The sequence below is a fragment of the Anabaena sp. CCY 0017 genome (assembly GCF_963920885.1).
In the GTDB taxonomy this organism is placed as follows: Bacteria; Cyanobacteriota; Cyanobacteriia; order Cyanobacteriales; family Nostocaceae; genus Nodularia.
Genome location: NZ_CAWUDG010000003.1, coordinates 240,657 through 262,475, shown reverse-complemented (window position 1 = coordinate 262,475; position 21,819 = coordinate 240,657). Strand labels below are relative to the sequence as shown.

General features: G+C 42.3%; 23 protein-coding genes. 14 read left to right on the top strand and 9 right to left on the bottom strand.

Annotated features, from left to right (window positions below):
- Positions 1-401 precede the first annotated feature (401 nt).
- Together ACM0OW_RS05660 and ACM0OW_RS05655 are read right to left on the bottom strand one after the other, a co-directional pair.
- Positions 402-1,892, bottom strand: coding sequence for a cation:proton antiporter (locus tag ACM0OW_RS05660; protein WP_414549062.1), 1,491 nt, complete (start codon positions 1,890-1,892; stop codon positions 402-404).
- 96 nt (positions 1,893-1,988) lie between these two features.
- A complete protein-coding gene (locus ACM0OW_RS05655; RefSeq protein WP_414549061.1) occupies positions 1,989-2,402 on the bottom strand; it encodes an EVE domain-containing protein in 414 nt (137 codons plus the stop codon).
- Between the two features lie 219 nt (positions 2,403-2,621).
- Between ACM0OW_RS05655 and ACM0OW_RS05650 the strand changes: the two genes are divergently transcribed.
- Positions 2,622-3,368, top strand: coding sequence for an SIMPL domain-containing protein (locus tag ACM0OW_RS05650; protein WP_414549060.1), 747 nt, complete (start codon positions 2,622-2,624; stop codon positions 3,366-3,368).
- A 31-nt stretch (positions 3,369-3,399) separates the two neighbouring features.
- Here ACM0OW_RS05650 and ACM0OW_RS05645 read toward each other — a convergent pair whose 3' ends face one another.
- The gene (locus ACM0OW_RS05645) at positions 3,400-3,762 is read right to left on the bottom strand and encodes a single-stranded DNA-binding protein (RefSeq protein WP_414549059.1); all 363 of its coding nucleotides are present in this window, start codon (positions 3,760-3,762) and stop codon (positions 3,400-3,402) included.
- A gap of 369 nt (positions 3,763-4,131) precedes the next feature.
- On the opposite strand from ACM0OW_RS05645, the gene ACM0OW_RS05640 reads away from it, so the two are divergent.
- The 4 genes from ACM0OW_RS05640 to ribD all read left to right on the top strand — a co-directional run bounded on the left by ACM0OW_RS05640 (position 4,132) and on the right by ribD (position 8,211).
- The gene (locus ACM0OW_RS05640; RefSeq protein ID WP_414549058.1) at positions 4,132-5,139 is read left to right on the top strand and encodes a rod shape-determining protein; all 1,008 of its coding nucleotides are present in this window, start codon (positions 4,132-4,134) and stop codon (positions 5,137-5,139) included.
- A gap of 94 nt (positions 5,140-5,233) precedes the next feature.
- The gene (gene mreC / locus ACM0OW_RS05635) at positions 5,234-5,998 is read left to right on the top strand and encodes a rod shape-determining protein MreC (protein WP_414549057.1); all 765 of its coding nucleotides are present in this window, start codon (positions 5,234-5,236) and stop codon (positions 5,996-5,998) included.
- 182 nt (positions 5,999-6,180) lie between these two features.
- A complete protein-coding gene (mreD, locus tag ACM0OW_RS05630) occupies positions 6,181-6,819 on the top strand; it encodes a rod shape-determining protein MreD (protein WP_414549056.1) in 639 nt (212 codons plus the stop codon).
- Between the two features lie 114 nt (positions 6,820-6,933).
- Positions 6,934-8,211: a bifunctional diaminohydroxyphosphoribosylaminopyrimidine deaminase/5-amino-6-(5-phosphoribosylamino)uracil reductase RibD gene (ribD, locus tag ACM0OW_RS05625; protein ID WP_414549055.1), complete on the top strand. Its 1,278-nt coding sequence runs from the start codon at positions 6,934-6,936 to the stop codon at positions 8,209-8,211.
- A 47-nt stretch (positions 8,212-8,258) separates the two neighbouring features.
- Here ribD and ACM0OW_RS05620 read toward each other — a convergent pair whose 3' ends face one another.
- On the bottom strand, positions 8,259-8,471 hold the full coding sequence (locus ACM0OW_RS05620) for a hypothetical protein (protein WP_006194845.1): 213 nt from the start codon (positions 8,469-8,471) through the stop codon (positions 8,259-8,261).
- Between the two features lie 420 nt (positions 8,472-8,891).
- A complete protein-coding gene (gene dpdE / locus ACM0OW_RS05615) occupies positions 8,892-12,194 on the bottom strand; it encodes a protein DpdE (protein WP_414549054.1) in 3,303 nt (1,100 codons plus the stop codon).
- Positions 12,195-12,456: 262 nt separating this feature from the next.
- On the opposite strand from dpdE, the gene ACM0OW_RS05610 reads away from it, so the two are divergent.
- From ACM0OW_RS05610 to ACM0OW_RS05590, 5 genes are all read left to right on the top strand, one after another.
- Complete coding sequence (locus tag ACM0OW_RS05610; RefSeq protein ID WP_414549053.1) at positions 12,457-12,792, top strand: hypothetical protein; 336 nt, start codon at positions 12,457-12,459, stop codon at positions 12,790-12,792.
- 114 nt (positions 12,793-12,906) lie between these two features.
- Positions 12,907-13,248 (top strand): YtxH domain-containing protein, encoded by a 342-nt coding sequence (locus ACM0OW_RS05605; RefSeq protein WP_414549052.1) that lies wholly within the window; start codon positions 12,907-12,909, stop codon positions 13,246-13,248.
- 23 nt (positions 13,249-13,271) lie between these two features.
- Positions 13,272-13,733 (top strand): hypothetical protein, encoded by a 462-nt coding sequence (locus ACM0OW_RS05600; RefSeq protein WP_414549051.1) that lies wholly within the window; start codon positions 13,272-13,274, stop codon positions 13,731-13,733.
- 226 nt (positions 13,734-13,959) lie between these two features.
- Positions 13,960-14,769 (top strand): TPM domain-containing protein, encoded by an 810-nt coding sequence (locus ACM0OW_RS05595; RefSeq protein ID WP_414549050.1) that lies wholly within the window; start codon positions 13,960-13,962, stop codon positions 14,767-14,769.
- Between the two features lie 92 nt (positions 14,770-14,861).
- Complete coding sequence (locus ACM0OW_RS05590; RefSeq protein WP_414549049.1) at positions 14,862-15,488, top strand: precorrin-8X methylmutase; 627 nt, start codon at positions 14,862-14,864, stop codon at positions 15,486-15,488.
- Between the two features lie 145 nt (positions 15,489-15,633).
- Here ACM0OW_RS05590 and ACM0OW_RS05585 read toward each other — a convergent pair whose 3' ends face one another.
- From ACM0OW_RS05585 to ACM0OW_RS05575, 3 genes are all read right to left on the bottom strand, one after another.
- Positions 15,634-16,323: a phosphate ABC transporter permease gene (locus ACM0OW_RS05585; RefSeq protein WP_414549048.1), complete on the bottom strand. Its 690-nt coding sequence runs from the start codon at positions 16,321-16,323 to the stop codon at positions 15,634-15,636.
- A gap of 18 nt (positions 16,324-16,341) precedes the next feature.
- Positions 16,342-17,178, bottom strand: coding sequence for a 4-hydroxy-tetrahydrodipicolinate reductase (gene dapB / locus ACM0OW_RS05580; RefSeq protein WP_414549047.1), 837 nt, complete (start codon positions 17,176-17,178; stop codon positions 16,342-16,344).
- Positions 17,179-17,346: 168 nt separating this feature from the next.
- A complete protein-coding gene (locus tag ACM0OW_RS05575) occupies positions 17,347-17,886 on the bottom strand; it encodes a Uma2 family endonuclease (RefSeq protein ID WP_414549046.1) in 540 nt (179 codons plus the stop codon).
- Positions 17,887-17,994: 108 nt separating this feature from the next.
- Here ACM0OW_RS05575 and ACM0OW_RS05570 point away from each other — a divergent pair, with 108 nt between their 5' ends.
- From ACM0OW_RS05570 to ACM0OW_RS05560, 3 genes are all read left to right on the top strand, one after another.
- Positions 17,995-18,771, top strand: coding sequence for a GTP-binding protein (locus tag ACM0OW_RS05570; RefSeq protein ID WP_414549045.1), 777 nt, complete (start codon positions 17,995-17,997; stop codon positions 18,769-18,771).
- On the top strand, positions 18,768-19,580 hold the full coding sequence (locus ACM0OW_RS05565) for a metallophosphoesterase family protein (protein ID WP_414549044.1): 813 nt from the start codon (positions 18,768-18,770) through the stop codon (positions 19,578-19,580). Before ACM0OW_RS05570 ends, ACM0OW_RS05565 begins: the two co-directional genes overlap by 4 nt.
- A gap of 71 nt (positions 19,581-19,651) precedes the next feature.
- Complete coding sequence (locus ACM0OW_RS05560) at positions 19,652-20,428, top strand: metallophosphatase (protein ID WP_414549043.1); 777 nt, start codon at positions 19,652-19,654, stop codon at positions 20,426-20,428.
- A 111-nt stretch (positions 20,429-20,539) separates the two neighbouring features.
- On the opposite strand, the gene ACM0OW_RS05555 is transcribed toward ACM0OW_RS05560, so the two are convergent.
- Positions 20,540-20,956: a COG3650 family protein gene (locus tag ACM0OW_RS05555; RefSeq protein ID WP_414549042.1), complete on the bottom strand. Its 417-nt coding sequence runs from the start codon at positions 20,954-20,956 to the stop codon at positions 20,540-20,542.
- 138 nt (positions 20,957-21,094) lie between these two features.
- On the opposite strand from ACM0OW_RS05555, the gene ACM0OW_RS05550 reads away from it, so the two are divergent.
- Positions 21,095-21,379: a DUF427 domain-containing protein gene (locus ACM0OW_RS05550; protein ID WP_414549041.1), complete on the top strand. Its 285-nt coding sequence runs from the start codon at positions 21,095-21,097 to the stop codon at positions 21,377-21,379.
- Positions 21,380-21,819 lie beyond the last annotated feature (440 nt).

The following is a 21,819-nucleotide window of genomic DNA, read 5'->3' as shown; positions in this document are numbered from 1 at the left end:
AATATTAGTGAGTCAGACTTGACTTAGCCTTTTATTGAGGCTGAATTTTCTAATGGCTGGCTGGCAATCAATGTTTTGACTAAAAATTTTCAACTACTTTTAATTGATGTGATCAAATTTGTGGTGCGAAGTGGGTAATTGCTTTAAAGTATCTAAATTAACGTTATAAGGCAGAGTGAAACTGGCAAAATATAACATTTTGAATGCTAATAGTAGTCAGACAAAAACTAAAATTGATAGTCTCCAACGACGGAGATTTATAGATTATGTTTCCTGAGATTGGGGATTAAGGATTGGGGATTGGGGATTGGGTATCAGAAACACTCTTTCCTAGCCCCTAGTCCCGTTCGGCTAACGCTCACAGCGAAGCCTAGTCCCCAGTCTTTAACATTTCAATTTACTTAGGTTTTTGATGAATTTTCCCCAGAATTAAGACTGTCTTCCCGATTATTACCATCATTTATTGTAGACACTATGGATGGAGGTTTTTCAACGACCAAAGGTGTTCCAGTTGCACGGTCTAAAATCAGTTTGTCTGCATCTGTTACCAAGTTGTCTGATTCTGGAAATACGAACCGTAACAATGGGGGAGCGATAAAGGTCGTAGTGATTACCATCATGATAATTGCTGCGCCTAATGATTTAGACAGAACACCGCTAGCAGCACCGACACCAGCAAAGACTAACCCGACTTCACCGCGAGGAATCATCCCGACACCAATTGCTAAACGGTTGATTTGGGGTTGACCAAATACACTGAAACCTGTAATCACTTTACCGATAATGGCCACTGTGATCAGGAAAATTGCCATAATTAGACCTTCTCTATTGCTAGGGATGGCTGGGTTCAATACTCCCAGGTCAGTTTTTGCCCCAACAGTCACAAAGAAAATTGGCACTAGCATATCGGCAATAGGTATCACTTGCTTTTGCAATTCTTTGCGTTTATCGGTTTCTTCTAAGACTAAACCAGCCGCAAAAGCTCCCAGAATTGCTTCTAAATGGATAACAGAGGCTAGGTATGCCATCGCAAAGGCGAAGGTGAATGCGGGTATCACTAGTTCTCCGCGTGTTTTGAGTTGGTTAGCGATCGCGACAAAGGTATTATTGAAAATATTACCTAGTACGACTGCACCGATCAGAAAACTACTGGCACTGATAATCAGATAAATGACGTTGCCCACGTCTACTGCGCCATCTTTGGCTAGGCTGGCAACTACTGCGAGAACGATGATTCCTAATACATCGTCCATAACAGCAGCACCTAGAATAATCTGCCCTTCTTTGGAAGTGAGTTTGCCTAATTCTGACAGCACCTTGGAAGTAATACCAATACTAGTGGCAGTCAAGGCCGCCCCGGCAAAAATTGCTGGCACAGCAGTGACACCAAATAAGGCCATCAGTCCCACAGTACCAGCAGTAAAAGGCACTACTACACCCACTACTGCCACTATGGCAGCTTGCGCCCCGACTGAAATCAGGTCTTTTAAGTTCGACTCCAAACCAATTTCAAATAGCAGAATAATCACACCTAATTCTGCTAAGACGGAAATGACTTCTGATTGGGCCTCAAATACGGCTGGGGTAGCTTCAGGAGTTAAACCCGCAGTGATTTGCAGGAAGGTCATGATTAAGGAGTTAGAACTATCTGTGCCACCTTCTGGAAAAACTAACAGATGCAAAACAGAGATGCCAACAACTACACCTCCTAATAGTTCACCTAAGACAGGCGGTAAACCTATTCGGTTGGATAACTCTCCGCCCAGTTTACTGGATAGATAAATTACTACCAAACTCAGTAGGACTGCGCCTATCACCATTGAACTGTCTGCTGTTTCTGTGGTACTCGCCAGCAGGGGGCAATATACGTTGATTGCATCTAAAAACTGCATTATGTTGTGCAAAAATCCTAATGTGTGCTGCGAAAATCCTGCTCTTATTTTTACTCCTTGATCGAAAACAACATATATTCTAAGCTATCCACTAAATTATTTTGTGCTGTCGGTCAATGAAATCAGGCGTTGCCAGTAAAATTCGGATACTGGCACAACTGAGAGTCTAGGAAGCCGCAGCAAGTCAAAATCTGTAAATTCTTCATTCTGCCTAATTTGGGCTAGTGCCAGAGGTGCAGAGACTCTTCTGAGTGGCTTTACATCCACAACTACCCGTTTGGCATCGTTTAAAGTGGGATCAGGGTAAGGCTGGCTGATCACCTCTGCTATGCCAATAATTTGTCTTTCTTGGTCTGTATGATAAATAAATGCTAAGTCGCCAAGAAGCATATTTCGGATATGTTTGAGCGCTAGAGCATTATTCACCCCATCCCAAACTGTACTACCATCTTGTTCTAAATTAAAGTAAGAATATTTTTTTGGTTCGGTTTTTAGCAGCCAGTATGCCATTAAAGAATCTCCACAAGTTGTAATTGAATTTTCTGAGTTTCCAAAAATGTAACCGTTCCTACTTCTGACTATGGCAGTGTCAAAGTAAGAACATATCAGAAATTGTACAGACGCGATTAGTCGCGTCTGTACAAGAAAGCAGTGAGTTCAAAATAGTTCAGAAATAGCAATAGTTAACTGTGAATCACGAGATACGTTTTCAGAGGAGTGCAAATTTTTATGTATAGAGCCGCTTTATCCGGTTTTCGGTTTCGGACTGGGAACTGTTTGAAAATATTGCCATTAGCTTTGCTAGTATGTATAACTTTTATCCCGCCTGGGTTAGCTCAAGCAAAAGAAAAATTGTTGCGAACTCTGACAGTTAGCGGTCGTGGTGTGGAAACAATTTCTACTACCCTGACACAAGTTAGTCTGTCTGTGGAGGTTCAGAGTAAAACAGCACAGTCAGCACAACAAGAAGCGGCTCGCAGGTCATCATCTGTGGTCGCTTTGCTGAAAGGCCGAAATGTGGAAAAATTACAAACTACTGGTATCCGCCTTAATCCAGTTTATAGTTATACGGATAATGTCCAACGTATTACTGGATATGTTGCTAATAATACTGTGAGTTTTCGCATTCCGACTGAGCAAGCTGGGACGCTTTTGGATGAAGCTGTAAAAGCTGGTGCTACGCAAATAAACGGTGTTAGTTTTATTGCTAGTGATCAAGCGATCGCCTCTGCTCAACAACAAGCACTCAGGCTAGCCACCCAAGATGCTCAACAACAAGCTAATGCTGTTTTTAGTACCCTGGGTTTACAGGCGAAGGAAGTGATAGGTATTCAAATTAATGGTGCAAGTGCGCCCCCACCACCGATGTTACAACGTGCTGAGGTTGCTAAGTTATCTAGCGCCGATGCTTCCACTCCTGTAATTGGTGGTGAACAGCAAGTAGAAGCATCTGTGACACTGCAAATTAGTTATTAGCCATTAGCAATGATTCATGCTTATAGCCTAATTAAAAGTGTTCTGAAGACATATCTGCCATTCCGCTTTCTGTATCCCGCTTAGAACCTAACAAGTCTAATTGCTCTACTCTAATTACTGGTGTAGAACGGTTTGCTCCGGTCTGGCGATCGCTCCATGTGTCAAACTTTAAGGAACCTTTGACTCCAATCAAGCTGCCTTTGCGGACATAATTACCCGCTACTTCGGCGGTTTTGTCCCAAAGTTCTAAGGTGAACCAGTCGGGCTTATCATCTTTACGCGATCGCCGATTCACTGCTAGGGTTAATTTACACTTAACAGCGCCAGACTCAAAATATTTAATATCTGGATCGCCGCCGACACGACCAACAAGGGTGACAATGTTAATGCTCATGGGTGTTACCTTCTAGTACAAAATTACTTATATGTTTGGATATTTATCATAGCCAATTGTGGATTGATGGAAAATATGTTAAAAACTTAACAGCAAAACTGCGTATAAAAATGAGAGGAATCGTTTGGACAAAATTAAAAATTGCGCGGATATATTGAATTAGTTAGAGAATATCAAGGAAACGGACACCTAAAAGTCAGTAAGGATAACTAAAGGTTCGCAGAACAATAGCTAGCCTGCTGGACTCAAGGTAAAAAACATAATAAAATCCAGCACTATTAACTTTAACAGTTTTTAGCCAACAAATATCACAAATAAGGGGCGTAGAGACGCGTGGGGCTTTTTAGGAACTTTCGCTCATCATGGGACATGGGTATCGACCTCGGTACTGCCAACACCCTAGTTTATGTATCTGGTAAAGGCATCGTACTTCAAGAACCTTCTGTAGTTGCTATTGATCAAAACGAAAAGGTAGCGTTAGCAGTTGGCGAAGAAGCCAAAAAAATGCTCGGACGGACACCTGGAAATGTGATTGCCCTCCGTCCTTTGCGTGATGGTGTCATCGCTGATTTTGATACAGCCGAGCTGATGTTAAAACACTTTATTCAGCGTGTAAATGAGGGTAGATCCTTAATTTTACCTCGGATCGTCATTGGCATACCCAGTGGGGTTACTGGAGTAGAAAGACGGGCAGTAATGGATGCAGCTGCCCAAGCCGGGGCTAGAGAAGTGTATCTAATTGATGAGCCAATAGCAGCAGCAATAGGAGCTGGGCTACCTGTTTCTGAAGCCACAGGCAACATGATTATTGATATTGGTGGTGGCACAACAGAAGTTGCCGTGCTGAGTCTCCAGGGTACTGTAATCAGCGAATCAGTACGCATCGCTGGTGATGAACTCACTGAAGCCATTATTGTTTATCTGAAAAAAGTTCATAACTTGGTAATTGGAGAACGAACTGCTGAAGATATCAAGATTCGCATTGGTTCAGCCTATCCCACGAATGATCAAGATGATGCGATGATGGAAGTCAGAGGCTTACACTTGCTTTCTGGTTTACCCAGAACTGTCACCCTTAAAGGTGCAGAAATTCGTGAATGTATGATGGAACCGCTAGCAGTGATTATAGAAGCTGTGAAGCGGACACTGGAACGCACACCTCCAGAATTAGCCTCGGACATTATTGACCGAGGAATCATGCTAGCTGGTGGTGGTGCTTTGCTCAAAGGCATAGATACCCTAATTAGTCATGAAACAGGAATTGTCACCCACATTGCTGCTGATCCTCTATGTTGTGTTGTACTGGGAACAGGTCGTGTGTTAGAAAACTTTAAACAACTAGAGCGAGTTTTCAGTGGGCGTTTTCGGAATACATAATCAAAAATATCAGATATTGGGTTCTATTTGAGTTGGATTTAGTCTTCATATAAATAGAATTCAATATCTTGTGAATTTATAAAAATAGGTATAGATGGTTACTTCACGTCGTTGGTGGGATCGGAAATTACTACAACTTGGGTTACTAACTGTAGTCCTGAGTAGTGTCTGGATGCTGAGACAGACTCAGGGTAATTTTCTGTGGGAAATGTACCAATTTGTCAGTCGTCCGTTGCAAATGTTACAAACAGGGCCAAGTCCAGAAGAACGTCTGAATGATGCCCGCTTCTTAGAGTTGCAAACGCGCATAGCTGATTTAGAAAATCAAAATGAAAAGCTCCAGGATTTATTAGGCTACGTGGAGAAAGCGCCACTGACATCGCGCCCAATTCCGGCGCGGGTAGTGGGACGTAGTGCTGACCACTGGTGGCAACAAGTGACCCTGAATCGTGGTTCCAATGCAGGCATTAAAGAAGGTTTTATTGTCAAAACTGATGGTGGTTTGGTGGGTTTAGTAGAAAGTGTCACTCCTAATACTAGTCGTGTGTTGTTAATTAGTGACCTTAAGAGTCAAGTGGGTGTAACAATTAACCGCACCGCAGCCAAGGGTGTTTTGCGGGGAGATGCTTCGGCGGAAGCTACGCTAGAGTTTTATGAAAAAGTTCCCAATGTTCAAGTTGGAGATTTAATTTCCACATCTACCTATAGTCAGAGATATCCGGCTGGTGTACCAGTAGGACGAGTAAAATCTCTAGATTTAAAGCAATCTCCAGCATCAGTTGCAAGAGTTGAGCTTTTCCCGCCGATACTGTCATTAGATTGGGTAGTGGTATATCCGTTCACTCAAAAGACAGAGTAGGTATAGCCGATAAACCCATAATTGGCAAACTAAACTCAAGTGCTGTCAAGCCCAAGAGCATAGCTTTGCTGAAACCAGTAGCGGCGCGTTTAGGTCGGATAAACCCCGTTATTAGCACTGTTTTAACCGCCAAGGCGGTGGCTATAAAAGTTTAGTTAGATTAGTTAAAATATTTCAAAATAATGAAGATGCCTTCATTTAGAGGTAGCAGGCAGACTAAGCCTAGAGCGCCACGGCGAAAATTTAAAATGTTACATAAGCCTCTTGAGCGCTGGCATCCAGGTACACGTAAATTGCTAGATTGGGCAATAACGGTTGGATCGGTGCTGTTTTGTGTATTGATGTTACCAACCCGCTTTTTGGGAATGGAATTATTGGGAATTGGGCCTAATTGGCTATTAATTTGGGTGGTGGCTTGGAGTGTCAAACGCTCTGTGTGGGAAGGAATGTTAGCAGGGATAGTTCTGGGACTACTTCAAGATGCGATGACATCACCTAGTCCTACCCATGCAATTACTTTGGGCTTTGTCGGCTTTTTGACTGGTTTGTTGCAAAAGCAGCGTTTTATCGAAGAAGATTTTATTTCTATTGCTTTAATTGTCTTTGTCATGGCAATTGTGGCAGAAACTATCTTTGGATTGCAATTAACTGTAATGAGCTATACGGGAAGTGGGCAAAGCTTACGCCCAGTGGAATCTATTTGGGCATATTATCAACGTGTAGCTCTGGCTTCTGCCATTCTCAGTAGTCTTTGGGCCCCTGTAGTTTATTATCCCTTAAATATTTGGTGGCAAAAAATGAAATTGTTAGAGCAGAGTTAGGTAATAGGTTCAATCGAGCTAGAGTTGATGAAGAAACCACATAGCAAACAATAACACCTGGATATTACTGTTTAAGTATCACGATCACAGCAACTAGCGTGCAAAATATTGAAAATGGATAATCTCCCAGTGGTTGCTCAAACAAATGTATCTCTAACCAATGATACTCAGGAAAATGGGCTGAAATTGCGAACTGACAAAAGCCCTCCAGGCATCCCAGAAACAGAGCTTGGGCGATCGCCTGTTGAATCTGATTTACCAGAGAAACAGAAAATAGGCAGTGAATTTGACCGGGCGATGATGCAACGGTGTTTGACACTGGCGCGTCGTGCTTTGGGTCGCACTTCACCTAATCCCCTCGTAGGGGCGGTTGTTGTCCAAGATGGCGAAATAGTTGGGGAAGGTTTTCATCCCTGTGCTGGCGAACCTCATGCAGAAGTTTTTGCCTTGAAAGCCGCAGGTGTGGGAGCGGACTCTACTCAAGAAAATCGCGCTCGTGGTGCGACAGTCTACGTGAATCTGGAACCTTGTAATCATCACGGACGCACTCCCCCTTGTTCGGAAGCTTTAATCGCAGCTGGTGTGGCGAAGGTAGTCGTTGGTATAGTTGACCCGAATCCCCTGGTAGGTGGCGGCGGTATTGCCCGTTTACGTGCCGCAGGTGTAGAGGTTGTTGTCGGAGTAGAAGCAGAAGCCTGTTATCAACTCAATGAAGCTTTTATCCACCGCATTGTTCATAAACGACCTTTGGGGATTTTAAAATATGCCATGACTTTAGATGGCAAAATTGCTACTACCTCTGGTCACAGTGCTTGGGTGACAAACCAAGATGCTCGTAGTGAAGTTCATCAACTGCGAGCTGGGTGTGATGCAATCATTGTCGGTGGTAATACAGTCCGAAAAGATAATCCTTACTTAACCAGTCATCAGGTAGGAGCGCATAATCCTTTGCGGGTGGTGATGAGTCGTCAGCTCAACTTGCCTGAAGATGCCCGCCTGTGGCAAACTGCGGAAGCTCCCACCTTGGTGTTCACAGAGGAGGGTAGCTCACCGGGTTTCCAAAGTTTTTTGCGCCAACAGGGGGTTGAGGTGGTAGAGTTAACATCCCTGACACCAGAGTTGGTTATGACCAATTTATCCGATCGCGGTTTTTGTAGCGTGCTATGGGAGTGTGGCGGTACTTTGGCCGCCAGTGCGATCGCTCAAGGTGCAGTACAAAAAATTCTGGCCTTTATTGCGCCTAAAATCATTGGTGGTAGTCATGCTGCTACACCTGTAGGTGATTTAGGTTTGACCATCATGACCGAAGCCCTGAACTTGGAACGGGTGAGTTGGCGTGTTGTCGGTTCTGATTGCTTAGTTGAAGGTTATTTGCCTCAAAAAAAATCATAGTTGATAGCCCATAGCCAATAGTTTTAACTTATTGCCTGTGGGCTTGATTACTGGCGTTCATAAGCCAGATCACGGATGAGGGTGAGCCGGGATTGAACGTAATCACTGAGGTAATCAGTTTCGTTGGGATCTAACAATGCTTGCTTTGTGGTCTGTTTTACCAGCCATTGTACCAAGCTAGCATCGTCCATCTGCAATAGAATCTTGGTTTGAGAATTTTCAACTACAGACCAAAGCTGGCGCAGAATTTTAGGAGTCATTAAGACCTCAAGTTTATCATTAGCTTAGTTGTTTTTAGATTACACAATTTAGGCGACAGATTACGTCTGCATATACAACCTGAGACAACTATTATTAAAAACTTAATAAAGGGAGTTATAAGTTTATGAAGATTAAGTATGGCTTCACTACATTCAAAAATTAACAAAAAGTTACTTGACAACTATATTTAGTATGGTAAATGTGATTGGTACTTGTTTTAATCAAGTTTTTAGTGAATAAGAAATTATTTATGATTATCTCTTAATTTGTCGCATTTTACTCAACTAGTGAGATATTTGCGAAATCTGTACTTTCATTTATATAGAGCAATCTTAAATAAGTGACAAATAGAAAAGAAAAGATCCCCGACTTCTTGAAGCAGTCAGGGATCTGAGTCCCTTGTAGCATTATGAGAAGATTTACAAAGGGTTATTTCCTGATACAACGATGAAGCCGACAGAATCAAGTCGAATCTGAGGCTGGCGAATTCCATCTAAAATTGCTGTACTCAATGCACTTTCTATTTGCAATTCTTCAGCAAGTACTGAATCATCTTTTTGCCGTTTTAAACGCAGCTTTAATTGCTCTACTTTTTTGTTCAATTTCTGCTCGGCAATTTGAGCATATTGTTCGTGCAGTGCGATAAATTTAGGATGGTTTAAGAGTAATTCCCCAGAACTACTACGAGCTTGTTTGCAGAAATTTTTCCACTCGTTAGCATCGACAAAAGCATCAATAATTCCTAAGCGCTCTTTTGCTAGATTAAAATCTCTGGCTCTATCACTGTTTCTATCTTTATAAGGTCGTTGGAGAATATTTAACAGCGATTTATCTTCCACCAAACTCATGGGATTAGAGCGACCATCAACAAAGATAGTTTCTAGCATGGGGGGGAATAAAGCATCAACCCGCCGCTTCAGGGTTTTGAGTTGAGAATTATCGAGTTTGTGGGTTGTTAAAACCTGCTTGACGGCTTCTAAATGTGTTTCCACTACAAAATTGAATCGGAAACCAAACCATTCTTTACCTTCTTTCGCATCCCAAGTTTCATCGGTGCGCCAGACAGCAAAAGCTTTACCTCTATCATCCCAATTTATATGGCTGACGAGTGCTTCTATTAATCCTTCGCCAATGCGGAAAAGTTTAGTACCAGAATTTTGGTTTGCTATCCGGCGATTGTAAGTCCCAAATTGGTCTGTATTATTATTAGCAAAGTGAGTTTTTAACTCGTCAAGAGAAACCAAAGTGCGCGTTGTTGGTTGATAACGCTTAATTTCTGCGGAATTGGGATTATTAACTGATTTAAATCCCAGTGCGTCACACATCCAGCCTTCAACTGATTGTTTAATTTCTACATGACTGGCATCATAATCATCAAGGTCTTGAAAATACTGGGTGGTCTCTTCATCGAGAATATCAATTTCATCGAGTGCAGTTTGCTCACTAATTTTCAAGGTTTCGGCGGTAATTTGTTGCTGAATTGGTGAAATCATAGACAATAATCCCGCCGCACCTGATTGAAACAAAGCTGTTTCTAATTCTTGCAGTTTTTCATCTACATAAAATTGTAGACTGGCGATTGATCTTTCAAAGATGTCAAACCCATTTTTGAGAACTTGATACCAAGCATTTTGAGGACTATCTTCTAAGAAAGGACCAAGCAAAGCATAAGATTGAACTCCGATTTTACTACCAATGCGGTCAAATCTGCCAATTCTTTGCTCTAATTTATTGGGAGACCAAGGTAAGTCAAAGTGAATGAAGCAGTCGGCAAATTGCAGGTTCAGTCCTTCTTCTCCAGAGCGATCGCATACTAAAATAAAGCAGTCAGGATTATTCTGGAATCTCGTTAAGTTTTCCGCCACTTTTTCTCGTGGTTCGCCCAATTGATGGCTAGCAACTGTCTCTGCACCAAAGCTATCAGATAAACGTTGGACAATTTGTTTACAAGATTGGACAAAACTTGTAAATACGACAATTTTCGGCAGAACATCCCCAGGAATGGGTCGGCGAATTCTATGCTGTATTCTGGTGATTAATTCTGGCTTATTTCTGCGAACACTTGCGGAAATTTTGAAGTATGTAGCTAGCTGATTTAGCAGCACTGTAGTCAAATTTTCTGTGCGTTCGCCCTCATCTACAGATTGACGCAGAATCTTTAAACCCGATTGCAAAATCTCTTCTTCCCCTGCGAATTTAGGGGTTGTAGTTAAGATGCGAAGCTCATTTTCTTTGAACTCTGGAATCAGTTGAGGTGGGGTTTTACCAGTTAAACGGGCGTTAATTACCTGTTCTAAAATTCCTAACCAAGTCCCAGAAGCGAGGAATAACAGCAGAAAAATTTGCTGATAGGGCTGTTCTTTCGGGGCGGTGGTACGCCATTTTTCTATGAGTTCATGAATATCAAGCGATCGCTCATCTAAATCATATTCTTCTTTTGGTGTCACATCTCGATCAAAGATGACATCTTCCACCGCAGCGCGACGGTTACGCAGCATTCGCCGATGTAGCCGATAGGTTTCGCTAATGTGGCTCCGAATTGCTGAGATAATTTGATTTTGCTCAGTGGATTTGGCTTTTAAAGACTTTTCTAAATTGTCCGCCTGATTGAGCAAATACTCATCCTCTGCAAACAGTTTTCGCAGTTCCTTGAGATGAGTTTTCAGAACAGTGTCATTTGCACCTTCTTGAAAAGAAAGGAGAAATCTGCCAATTTCCTGGCAATTTTGCACTCTAGCGCGAAAACCTGCTAAATCATGCAATTTATAGGTTACAGGATCGAGCAGATGCAACATGGCCAGAAAATCTTGCTCGTGGTTGAGGACAGGAGTAGCAGATAATAAAAGTAAGCGATCGCTTTTATGAGCCAGAGTTTTACAAGACTCAAAACGCTGACGCACTGCTGCATCCCTAGAAGTTGCCATAGACGCAATATGGTGGGCTTCATCTAAAATTAAGCAGCCGATATTCGCCTTCTGGTTGATTCTGTGGACATCTTCCAGCGCCAGCACCACTACCCGTTTACCAAAATGGGAGATGTAGAATTTATTTTCTAACTCAGCCCGCCATTGTGGGAGTAAATACTGCGGAACCAATACCACAGCACCTTTTTTTGGTTCATCGATCAGGAATTGACGGAGAATCGCGCCCGCTTCGATGGTTTTTCCGAGTCCCACCTCATCTGCTAATAAATAGCGCTGAATTGGGTCTTCCAGTACCCGCCGAACAACTTCCACTTGGTGAGGATAAAGTTCAATGTTCGCCGAAATCAACCCTCTCATCCCGCGACTCATAGCGCGTTGTTTAATCAGAGATTTAACAAAAGTTAATCTTTTGTCATGAAAGTAGGGTGTTTCGTGACCCTTCATTGCCAGAGTATCAATCGGGTCTGTGATGGGTATATTGCAACGGACATAAATTTCCTGTTCCGTGGCAATTGTGGTTTTCTTGTCTGGTAAATCAATTTGATACATTTCTGCATCTTCATCCCAGGTGCAAATTCGGCCAATTAACCATGTATCCTGGGTGGGAGAGCTAAGGTAGCATCGGGTTTGAGGCTGAAGTTTAACTTGAGAGAGGGAATCTAAAGGTAAAGTTTTTTGGAGGCGTTGCCCTCCTGAGCAGAAATACTCGACCATCACATCAGGTGGAGATATCTCAGTAACTTTTCCTATTCCCAAATAGTTGTTCTGGGACTGCACCAGTGAACCAAGCTCAATCATAGTTCCAGTTATCTGAAGATCCTAAGAGAAATTACTACGCCGAGAGCAATAGCAGCTCTCCACACTAGCGTGATAACTCGGTTCTGGCAACTTGAAGAAGAGGCAAGGGAGAAGAGGCAGGGGGGCAGGGCGCAGGGCGCAGGGGGGAGTTTGAAGATGTGAAATCAGATTAACTGTGAGGTTCTATCGCTATCATTAAGTCAGAACGAAATGAAAGCGATACAAAATAGGTTTCTAAAAATAATCTTGGTAAAGATAAATAATGGTAACGACAGTTGTCGTAATTAACACTCTCATTTCACTGGTATTACTCTACATAGCTTGGCGAGTGTGGAAACTAAAGCAGTGGATAGGGCGGATAGCTGATAAACTAAACGCCTATGAACGTCATAGTCATGGGGTATTGTATAAAGCACCTGAAAATATTGGGATTAGCCAGCAAAAAATTCATAGCCTGCGCCAAGGAAACGAAAAGCTACAGGTACAAATCCAACAAGTACGTCAAATTATCAGCCTGTTATTGTTAGGAAAGCGATTCTGGGGAGGTTCATTCAACTGGAAAGGGTTGACATCAAGAAAAAAGACGGCAGCTAAATAAAAGCAACATTTTTGGCTGATATATTGTCAAAATAAATTAAATAGATAGAATTATTTCAATCTTGCTAGGGGAAATATCACGCCTAAAATAGGTGTAAGGAGAGAAACAATTAATATGTCTAATAATCGTTCTGGAGTATTTTTTGGTGGTTTCATGCTGGGAGCTACGATTGGGGCCTTAACTGGTTTGCTCGTAGCCCCACGCACAGGACGCGAAACTCGGAAAATTTTACAAAAGTCTGCTAATGCTATCCCTGATTTAGCAGAAGATTTATCAACAAGTGTACAAATTCAGGCAGATCGACTTTCTGCCAGTGCCGTGAGAAATTGGGATGATACCTTAGAGAAACTGCAAGAAGCGATCGCAGCTGGTGTAGATGCTAGTCAACGCGAAAGCCAAAACTTGAAGCAACAACAAGCTCAAACAGACTCAGATTCTCTTTCCCAGCAATTGTAACGCTCATATATGATGGCATAACCGTGATTGATCCCCTGTTTTGGTTGGGACTGTCTTTATTATTAGTCGCCGCCAGTCTGACTGCTGTATTGGTAGCGGCTATACCCGCTTTGCAGGAGTTAGCGCGTGCTGCTCGCAGTGCAGAAAAGCTGTTTGACACTCTCTCACGGGAGTTACCACCTACTTTAATTTCCATCCGCAAAACTGGGATGGAAATCACAGATTTAACCGATGATGTCAGTGAAGGTGTACAAAGCGCAGGTAAAGTTGTTAAGCAAGTTGACCAAAGCCTGGATAGTGCGAGAAAACAAGCTAAAAATGTGCAGATAAGTACTCGCAGCCTAGTTGTAGGTGTGAAAACTGCTTGGAAGTCCTTTACACGCCCAAAACCCGCGAGGCGAGTCGAACGCCTACCAATTCATGAAAAACCACCCCTAACGTTGCGAGAACGAGAAATTAAGAAGGGTGTGGGGAGTAGGGAGTAGGGGAGAAGAGAGTAGGGGAGAAGAGGCAGGCTTGCCGTGAGCGTAGCCGAATGGGAGCAGGGGGGAGAAGATGGTAACTTCCCAATGACTAATGACCAATAACTAACCTTTGCTTAAATACCTTAGATTAGAGTAAAGTAAACAAGTGTAAAGAAGTATCACTTTTCCCATAGTCTTTTAAAACAACTTGTTCACTTCTACTGTCTATATTTATATAACAACGTCCATGCAGTCTTGTTTTTGGCGACGAACTCTAGTATCTATTGCTGTATTTTTCTTGGCTGGGTCAATGTGGGTAATGCACTCCCCTCCAGCACTGGCTTATGATAATCCTGACTTATTACCCAACTTTCAAACTCCAGTTATAGATTTAGCTAAAACTCTCACAGATATTCAAGAATCAGAACTGGTAACAGATTTAGAGCAATTTGAAGGTGAAACTGGCTGGAAACTGCGGGTATTAACCCAGTATGACCGCACCCCAGGTCGAGCAGTGATTAATTATTGGGGTTTAGATGACAAAAGTATTTTGCTAGTTGCTGATTCTCGTGGCGGTAACATTCTCAGCTTTAGTGTGGGAGATGCCGTTTATGAACTTCTACCCCGAACTTTCTGGATAGAATTACAAACCCGCTTCGGTAATTTGTATTTTGTCCGAGACGAAGGCGAAGACCAAGCCATTTTACAAGCCTTAAGTTCAGTTAAAGGCTGTTTACTTCAAGGTGGTTGCTCAGTGGTTCCTGGACTACCTAGGGAACAATGGATACTGACACTGATTACCTCAGTTGTGGGGGGAATAATTTGTGGATTTGCAGCTCACCCCCAAAAAGAAGGACAGGGTTTTGCTTGGCAATGGGCGTTAATTTTTTCACCTTTGTGGGGAATTTTGTTTATTGCCTTTGGTATTGGACCAGTGGTGACCCGCACCAGCGATTGGTTGCCTCTAGTTCGTAATATCTCTGGTTTTCTGATTGGCGCTTTAGTCGCCTTCCTGTCTCCGCTTTTGACTCGTCCTTCTTCTAATGCTGAGTCCTGAATTTATCAGTGCTGAGTAAAAATCAAAATACTCAGCACTCAGCGTTCCTGAAACTGATAAGCTGAAAGCTGGTATCTCAGAGCTGAATGGCAATGGAATGGCACGTAACTGATGCTCAAAGTTTAGCAATCATTGATAGTGAAATAGGTGATCATGTTTTTTCACCGGCAGAATATGAGATTGTCCGGCGGGTAATATATGCCACGGCTGATTTTGAATATAAATCTCTGATTCGCTTTTCTGAACGTGCTTTACAAGCTGGTGCAGCAGCTTTAGCGGCGCGCACTACAATTGTGGTAGATGTGCCGATGGTACAGGTAGGTATTGCCCAGGATATTCAAAATACTTTTGCTAATCCAGTTTATTGCAGTCTGGAAACGGTGACGCGTCCCCAAAAAGAAAAATCTCGTGCGGCTTGGGGAATTGAAACTTTAGCCAAGCGTTACCCAGAGGGGATTTTTGTGGTGGGTCAAGCGCAAACTGCACTGACTGCTTTGGTGGAGTTAATTGCATCTGAAGAAATCCAGCCCGCTTTAATAATTGCGACTCCAGTGGGATTTGTAAATGCTGATAAGGCTAAGGAGGGTTTGCAAGATTCTCAAGTTCCTCACATTATCATTGACAGTCGCAAAGGTAATGCCGTTGTCGCGTCTGCGATTGTTGATGGACTGGTGGATTTGGCTTGGCAAGCCTATGGACAGGAGAGAGTTAAAAATTAATAGTTCACTATATGAACGTTTTTTTAGGAGACGCTACGCTTTAGCTACACGCGCATAGCGCGTATCAGGGAATAAACGAACCGCAGAGGCACAGAGAACACAGAGGAAGAGGGAACACAGAGGTTGATTGTTTTAGGTGTTCTTATTATGCTTCTTCCATTCTCTGGCGACGGCGGGGTGGTTTTTCTGGTTGTTTTTTACGCAAACGGCGACTGACTTCATTAAAGAAGTCTCTTCGGAGATAAGGATAGTCGTTTACCCACAAGTCATGGCTGGGAATGTATACGTCACTGAATTCTTCAATGCTGCTTAAGTCGGAACGGTTCGACATGACTATCATTTCGGCAATTTGACCCCGAACTATGACTTTGTGAGAGTTACGTAGTGGTGCTTGTAATTCTACGGTAAATCCTGTGTTGTCACCAACTTCTAGGTTGATGCGTTTTTCTCGATTTTCAACAATTACTAACTCACCTTTGTTGTTTACTGTTTCTTGTTTTCCCATTAATTTGTCTGTAATCCACCAATCTAGAACTCGACCCCGAAAAAAGCCACTGTATTTATAACGGCGGCATTTTACATTCCGTACACTTGCTTGAAACACGGGATACCACAGCCAAAAGAAAGCACCCATGACTCCAATTAAAAATGTAATGGGGCCAAATTCTAGTCTCAACAAAACTTCCGCTACCAGAATTATTGCTATGGCGATGACAGAAATTAACAGTCGCTGCAAAAAATTTGAGAATTTCCCTGCATAGTATTTATATTGCGCGCCAGTGGCAATGAAGGGGATGAGTTGTTCAAATTTTTTCCGGGTGAGTGGAACTAACATAATTGCTGTGTTTGCCAGTTAAAGTATTTTTTCTAATCCATACACCAAGGACTTGAGTTGCGAGACTTTGCGAATTGCTAGCAGGACTCCTGGCATATAACAGGAGCGATCGCTTGTATCATGTCTTAATGTATAAATTTGACCAGGTGCGCCAAAAATCACTTCTTGATGGGCTATCAGTCCCGGCAGGCGGATACTATGAATTCTAATGCCTTCTTCGGCTAAACTACCCCTGGCTCCTGGGATTTTTTCTGTCTCTTCGACAATAGCTGTGTTAAAAGGTTTACCCAGTTCTCCTAGTAATTGTGCGGTTTGAATTGCCGTCCCACTAGGCGCATCGGCTTTTTGGTTGTGGTGGAGTTCAATAATTTCTACATGGTCAAAATATTGGGAAGCTGTGACTGCGGCTTGCTGTAAAAGTACCATCCCAATGGAAAAGTTGGGGATAATTAAACAACCTGTACTGGCTTTTTCGGCAAAGTCGGCTAATTCTTGGAGTTTTTCGGGACTTAAACCTGTCGTCCCGACTACTGGACGAATCCCATAGGCGATCGCACTCCGCACGTTATCATAAACTCCATCAGGGTGGGTAAAGTCTACCATCACCCCTGGAGGAGAGTTTCTATCGCCAGCTACATAACCCAGCATGGCTTCAAATTGGTTGGTAATTGGCACTTCTAAAGGTTCGCTTAAACCTGCTAATTCTCCAGCATCTTGGTCTTGATGTTCTGGACTGGTGTCAATTGCAGCCACTAAGTTTAAATCTGGTGCTTGGGCTACGGCTTTAATTACTTCGCGACCCATTTTGCCAGCCGCACCGTTTACAATAACTGGGATAGGAGCTTGATTTGTCATGGTTTGGTAATTCGTAATTCGTAATTTCGGCTGCGCGTAAGATTAGGGATTTCCTCGAAATAAATTCAAGGAAGAAACGAACCACAGAGGCACAGAGGACACAGAGTTAAGAGGGTTTGAGAGATTTTTTGCGTTAAGTGGTTGAGTGTTCTTTTATTTGGAAGTTCGTTACTCGAAGACTGGCGACCAAATTTCGGCAATGTTCACTTCCCAGCCGGGGAGTAAGTTGGGTAAGGTCAGCACATCATTATTTTGTAATACTATTTTCTCACTAGAACGGTAAACTTCCATAGTTCTGGTTCTAGGGTCAATTAAAATGCCGATTTGAGTCCCCAGGGTGATAAATTCTTGGATTTTTTCCCGCAGTTTATCTAGGGAATCGGTTTTAGATTTTACCTCAACGACTAAATCAGGCAACAATTCGGCATAATCTTCTGTAGAACGTTTGAGCCTATCTGCTCGGATAAATGATACATCGGGAGCGCGTAAATCTTTGTTAGGTAATCTAAAGCCAGCACTGGAACCAGCTACACGTCCTAACTGGCGAGGTCTTACCCAATTACCCAACAGTCGCGCAAACTCGGTTCCTACTTCTTCCGACTCGTAACCTGATGGACTCATAACAACTACGTTCCCGTCTACCAATTCCATGCGATAGTCAGGATGAGCTGCTTGGATTTTCTCTAAGTCTTGGACAGTCAGAGACATAAGACCTCCTGAAATACCTAAATCTATCTTGGCATTTGTGGTTACTCAATTTTAGATTTTAAATTGATTCATAGTTACAAGTGCCATGAAAATGATTATCATTTAATTATGAATATACCGATGATTACCGTTGTTGCTGGCCCCGCTGGCTGTGGTAAAACCACCTGGATTTGCCAACAGCTACGTAATACTGCTTCTGCGGAAAATGTAATTTATTTTAGTCCTGGAACTGGTAATGTCCCCATTGACCAGATTCGCCTGAGTGCGGAGTTTCCAGAGGCGAAAGTTTTTAGTGATGGCCAAGAAGTAGAATTTCTCAACCAGCTAGCAGGGGCGGAGAATATTTATATAGAACTAGGATTTTACTTGGAATTAGGATCAATTGAGCAAATTGTCGGAAATGTCCCATATCAGTCTGTTGCAGTTTTACCGTCACATCTGAAAGATTCGGAATATCACACCTGGGCTGAGAAAATTGTCAAAGGGCTAGATATTGAGACAATTATCATCCAAAATCAGATTTGGCGATCGCCTACCAATGGTCAAGTTATCGATGAAGACAGTTTAAATGAATTTTGGTATGAACTATCTCACGGTGCTTATGGTCAAGTCAGCCGTGCTAAGGGAATTTTTGATGTTGCTGATGGTAGGGCATTATACGCCGATTTTGTCGCAGGTGTACCGACAACAGATTTTCTGGAATTAGACTTACCACGTCACTTAGAAGGAAGACCACAGCGTTTCAGTGGTTTAGAAGTCTGGGGAGAAAACTTAGATGAGTCGGCCATTAGACAAACATTACAAGATTGCTATTTGTCAGATAGTGCGATCGCGCAATACCAAGAACAAGTAAAACAGATCCTAACTGAGGAGACTATACAGTGAAAATAGCCGTCATGTCATGTATTCATGGCAATTATGAAGCATTAGATGCTGTTTTATTAGATATAGACGAACAAAAAGCTGATAAAATCTTTTGTCTAGGCGACTTAGTGGGATATGGGCCTCATCCCAATGCCGTAGTTACACAAATTCGGGCTTTAGACATTCCCACCTGTATGGGTTGTTGGGATGAAGATATAGTAGAAGGCTTGAATGCGTGTGATTGTAGTTATCCGTCCTTATTAGCTGAGAAACGCGGAAAAATTGCTCACGAGTGGACGAATAACGAAATACATCCAGAACACCGAGAATTTTTCGCCCAATTACCCCACAGTTTACGTGAAGAAAATTTAGCCTTCGTTCATGGTAGCCCCCACAGTAACCACGAATATTTATTACCAGAACTTGATGCCTTTGCCGCTTTAGAGCGCGTACTTTACACAGATGCAGACGTGCTTTTTTGTGGGCATACTCATGTGCCTTACGTGCGTAATTTAGACGGAGGTAGTTTAAAAATTAGTGTCCAAGGGCAGGAAAAAGCAGCAACAGAAAAGAGCTTTAATGCTTCCTTAAAGAGGATTGTGAATGTTGGTTCTGTAGGCGAACCGCGACATGGGCGACCCAATGCCACTTATGTAATTTACGACACAGACAACCAAAAAGTAAATTTGCGGGAAGTTCCTTATAACTATCAGAAAACCTGTGCCGCAATTATTGAAAAAGGTTTACCAAAAATATTTGCGTGGCGTTTAGCGCAGGGTTTGGAATTTGCGGAAAGGGCTGATGACCCCACCCATGTTTGTACTCGGTAATGAAGAATGAAGGGAAAGATTGTTATTTCCCAATGACCAATGACCAATGACCAATGACTAATGACTAAGAAATGAATAAGTGGGCAATTTTAAGCGGAATTGAAGGTAATCTGGCAGCTTATGAAGCTGTAATGGCGGATATTAAGCGTCAGAATCATGTCGAAGCGTTGTATATTTTGGGCGATTTAGTCGGACCCCGGCGCGAAACTGAACAATTAGTCAAACGAGTGCTAAACCCCCGACCTGGAGAACTGGAACCACTGATTTGTAAAGGTTGGTGGGAAGAACAGTGTTTTATTCTCCACGGACTGGGGGGGACTAGCGAACCTACAGAATTGATGGAAAAATATGGGGGAGAAACAGTTAAATTGCTGTGGGAGTGCGTTTCACGTCCGATGGCGCAATGGTTAATGACCCTAGATTTTGGTTTTTTTGAACTAGATTCCTTGTTAATTCACGGGACAACAGTAGGAATTGACGAGGAACTCACCCCAGACACGCCCCCAATTCAAATGCTAGACCGCTTATCACGAATGCAAGCCAATAACTTGTTTTGTGGTCGTTCTGGTTTGGCTTTTCAATACCAGTTACAAGCAGGGTCAATTACTACAGAAGTCACAACTCTAGATAGTCCAGCATCTCCTCAAACCGTGCAAATGTCTGCGCGTCAAGTTATCGGGGTAGGTAATGTGGGCAGAAAGCCAGGTGAAGCAATTTATACTCTCTATCATCCAGGGACAAATCATGTAGAGTTTAAAACTGTCCGTTATGGTATGAGTAAAGGTTTTCAGTCCCAGTCAGATGTCAAACCTAAAATAGCTATTAGCTACGACAGCGTAAATAATTAAAGGTTTGTAGTGTAAAGCCCTGCGGGCATAGCTACGCTTACCGCATAGCGTCTCGTAGAGAGGACTTTAGTCCTCTCCCTCTCCTAGTTCAAAAACTTATTTCGGATTAAGCTAACTTTTGCGGGCGCAACCTTCCAAAACCATATCGCCCCGGATGAAAAGTGACGAATAAGGATGTAAATTGTCTGACATGGTATCACTACAGCCATTAGATTTGCGGATAATCAAGATAGTGTTACCTTCATCTCCCAATCGATACACTCGCACTGTGTCTGGGAAACGACCATCAGCAGCCAATGGTGTGACATAAGGAAAAGTCAGCTTTTCGTCGGTTGCTAATGAAGAATAGACAATTTCACTGGGGCTAACCTTGACACTCCAAAATGGTTCATTACCAAAAGCCTGAAATTCTTGCTTTTCGGTAGTAGGATTGCTGGAAACTACTTGATTAGTGTCATTATTGGTGCTGTTGGCTGGTAAACAACCACTCAGTGCCAATAAAAGAGTGCAGAAAATTAAAGTTTTCATGAAATCAAGAATGTATCACAACTCATTCAGTTTATCTACAATTACTTAAGCCGTCAGGTTGAATTTTGAATAATTACCGTGGTTTCAGCCTGTTGAGTGTCAAAATATTAGATGTAAAGTTTATTTGCAAAGTCAGTTATGCCGAAAGCAATTTGGAATGGCACTGTGTTAGCCGAAAGCGATAACACCATTGTTGTAGAAAATAATCATTATTTTCCCGCCGACGCTATTAAAAAAGAATACTTCCAAGAAAGTAACACTCATACTACTTGCCCTTGGAAAGGTGTTGCTAGCTACTACAGTATTGAAGTGGATGGACAAACCAACAAAGATGCAGCATGGTACTATCCTAGCGCCAAGGAGAGGGCTAAAAATTTTGAAGGCTATGTTGCTTTCTGGAAAGGTGTCAAAGTAGAGGCTTAGTTTTTAGTCAATTTATACAGCATTTTGTAAGTAAATCCAGAACACATCTTAATCTTATAACTGTTGGGGGGTAGGCATCCTGCTTGCCCCTGTGTACATGACTCAGATGAAATATGCTGTATTAAAATTCTGACTTTTAACTTCTGTGTTTTCCCATATCTAATTTAACTAAATCGCGTAGCCTCAGAATTTATAAAACCGATTTTGATAATTTGCATGATTTCTGCTTCGGGAAAACTCACGGAAGTCAAAGCCAAACTATTAAAATCAGCAACGAAAAACAAGATTTTTACTAAGATATTATTATTAATTCACTAAGTATAAATATTTGATTATTTCGATATATTACTCAAATTCAGCATAATATAGCAATTTTGTCTAATTATAGCAAAGTGCTGAGTAGAAACCAAGTTGCTTCAAGGCTTTTAGCAATCAACAAT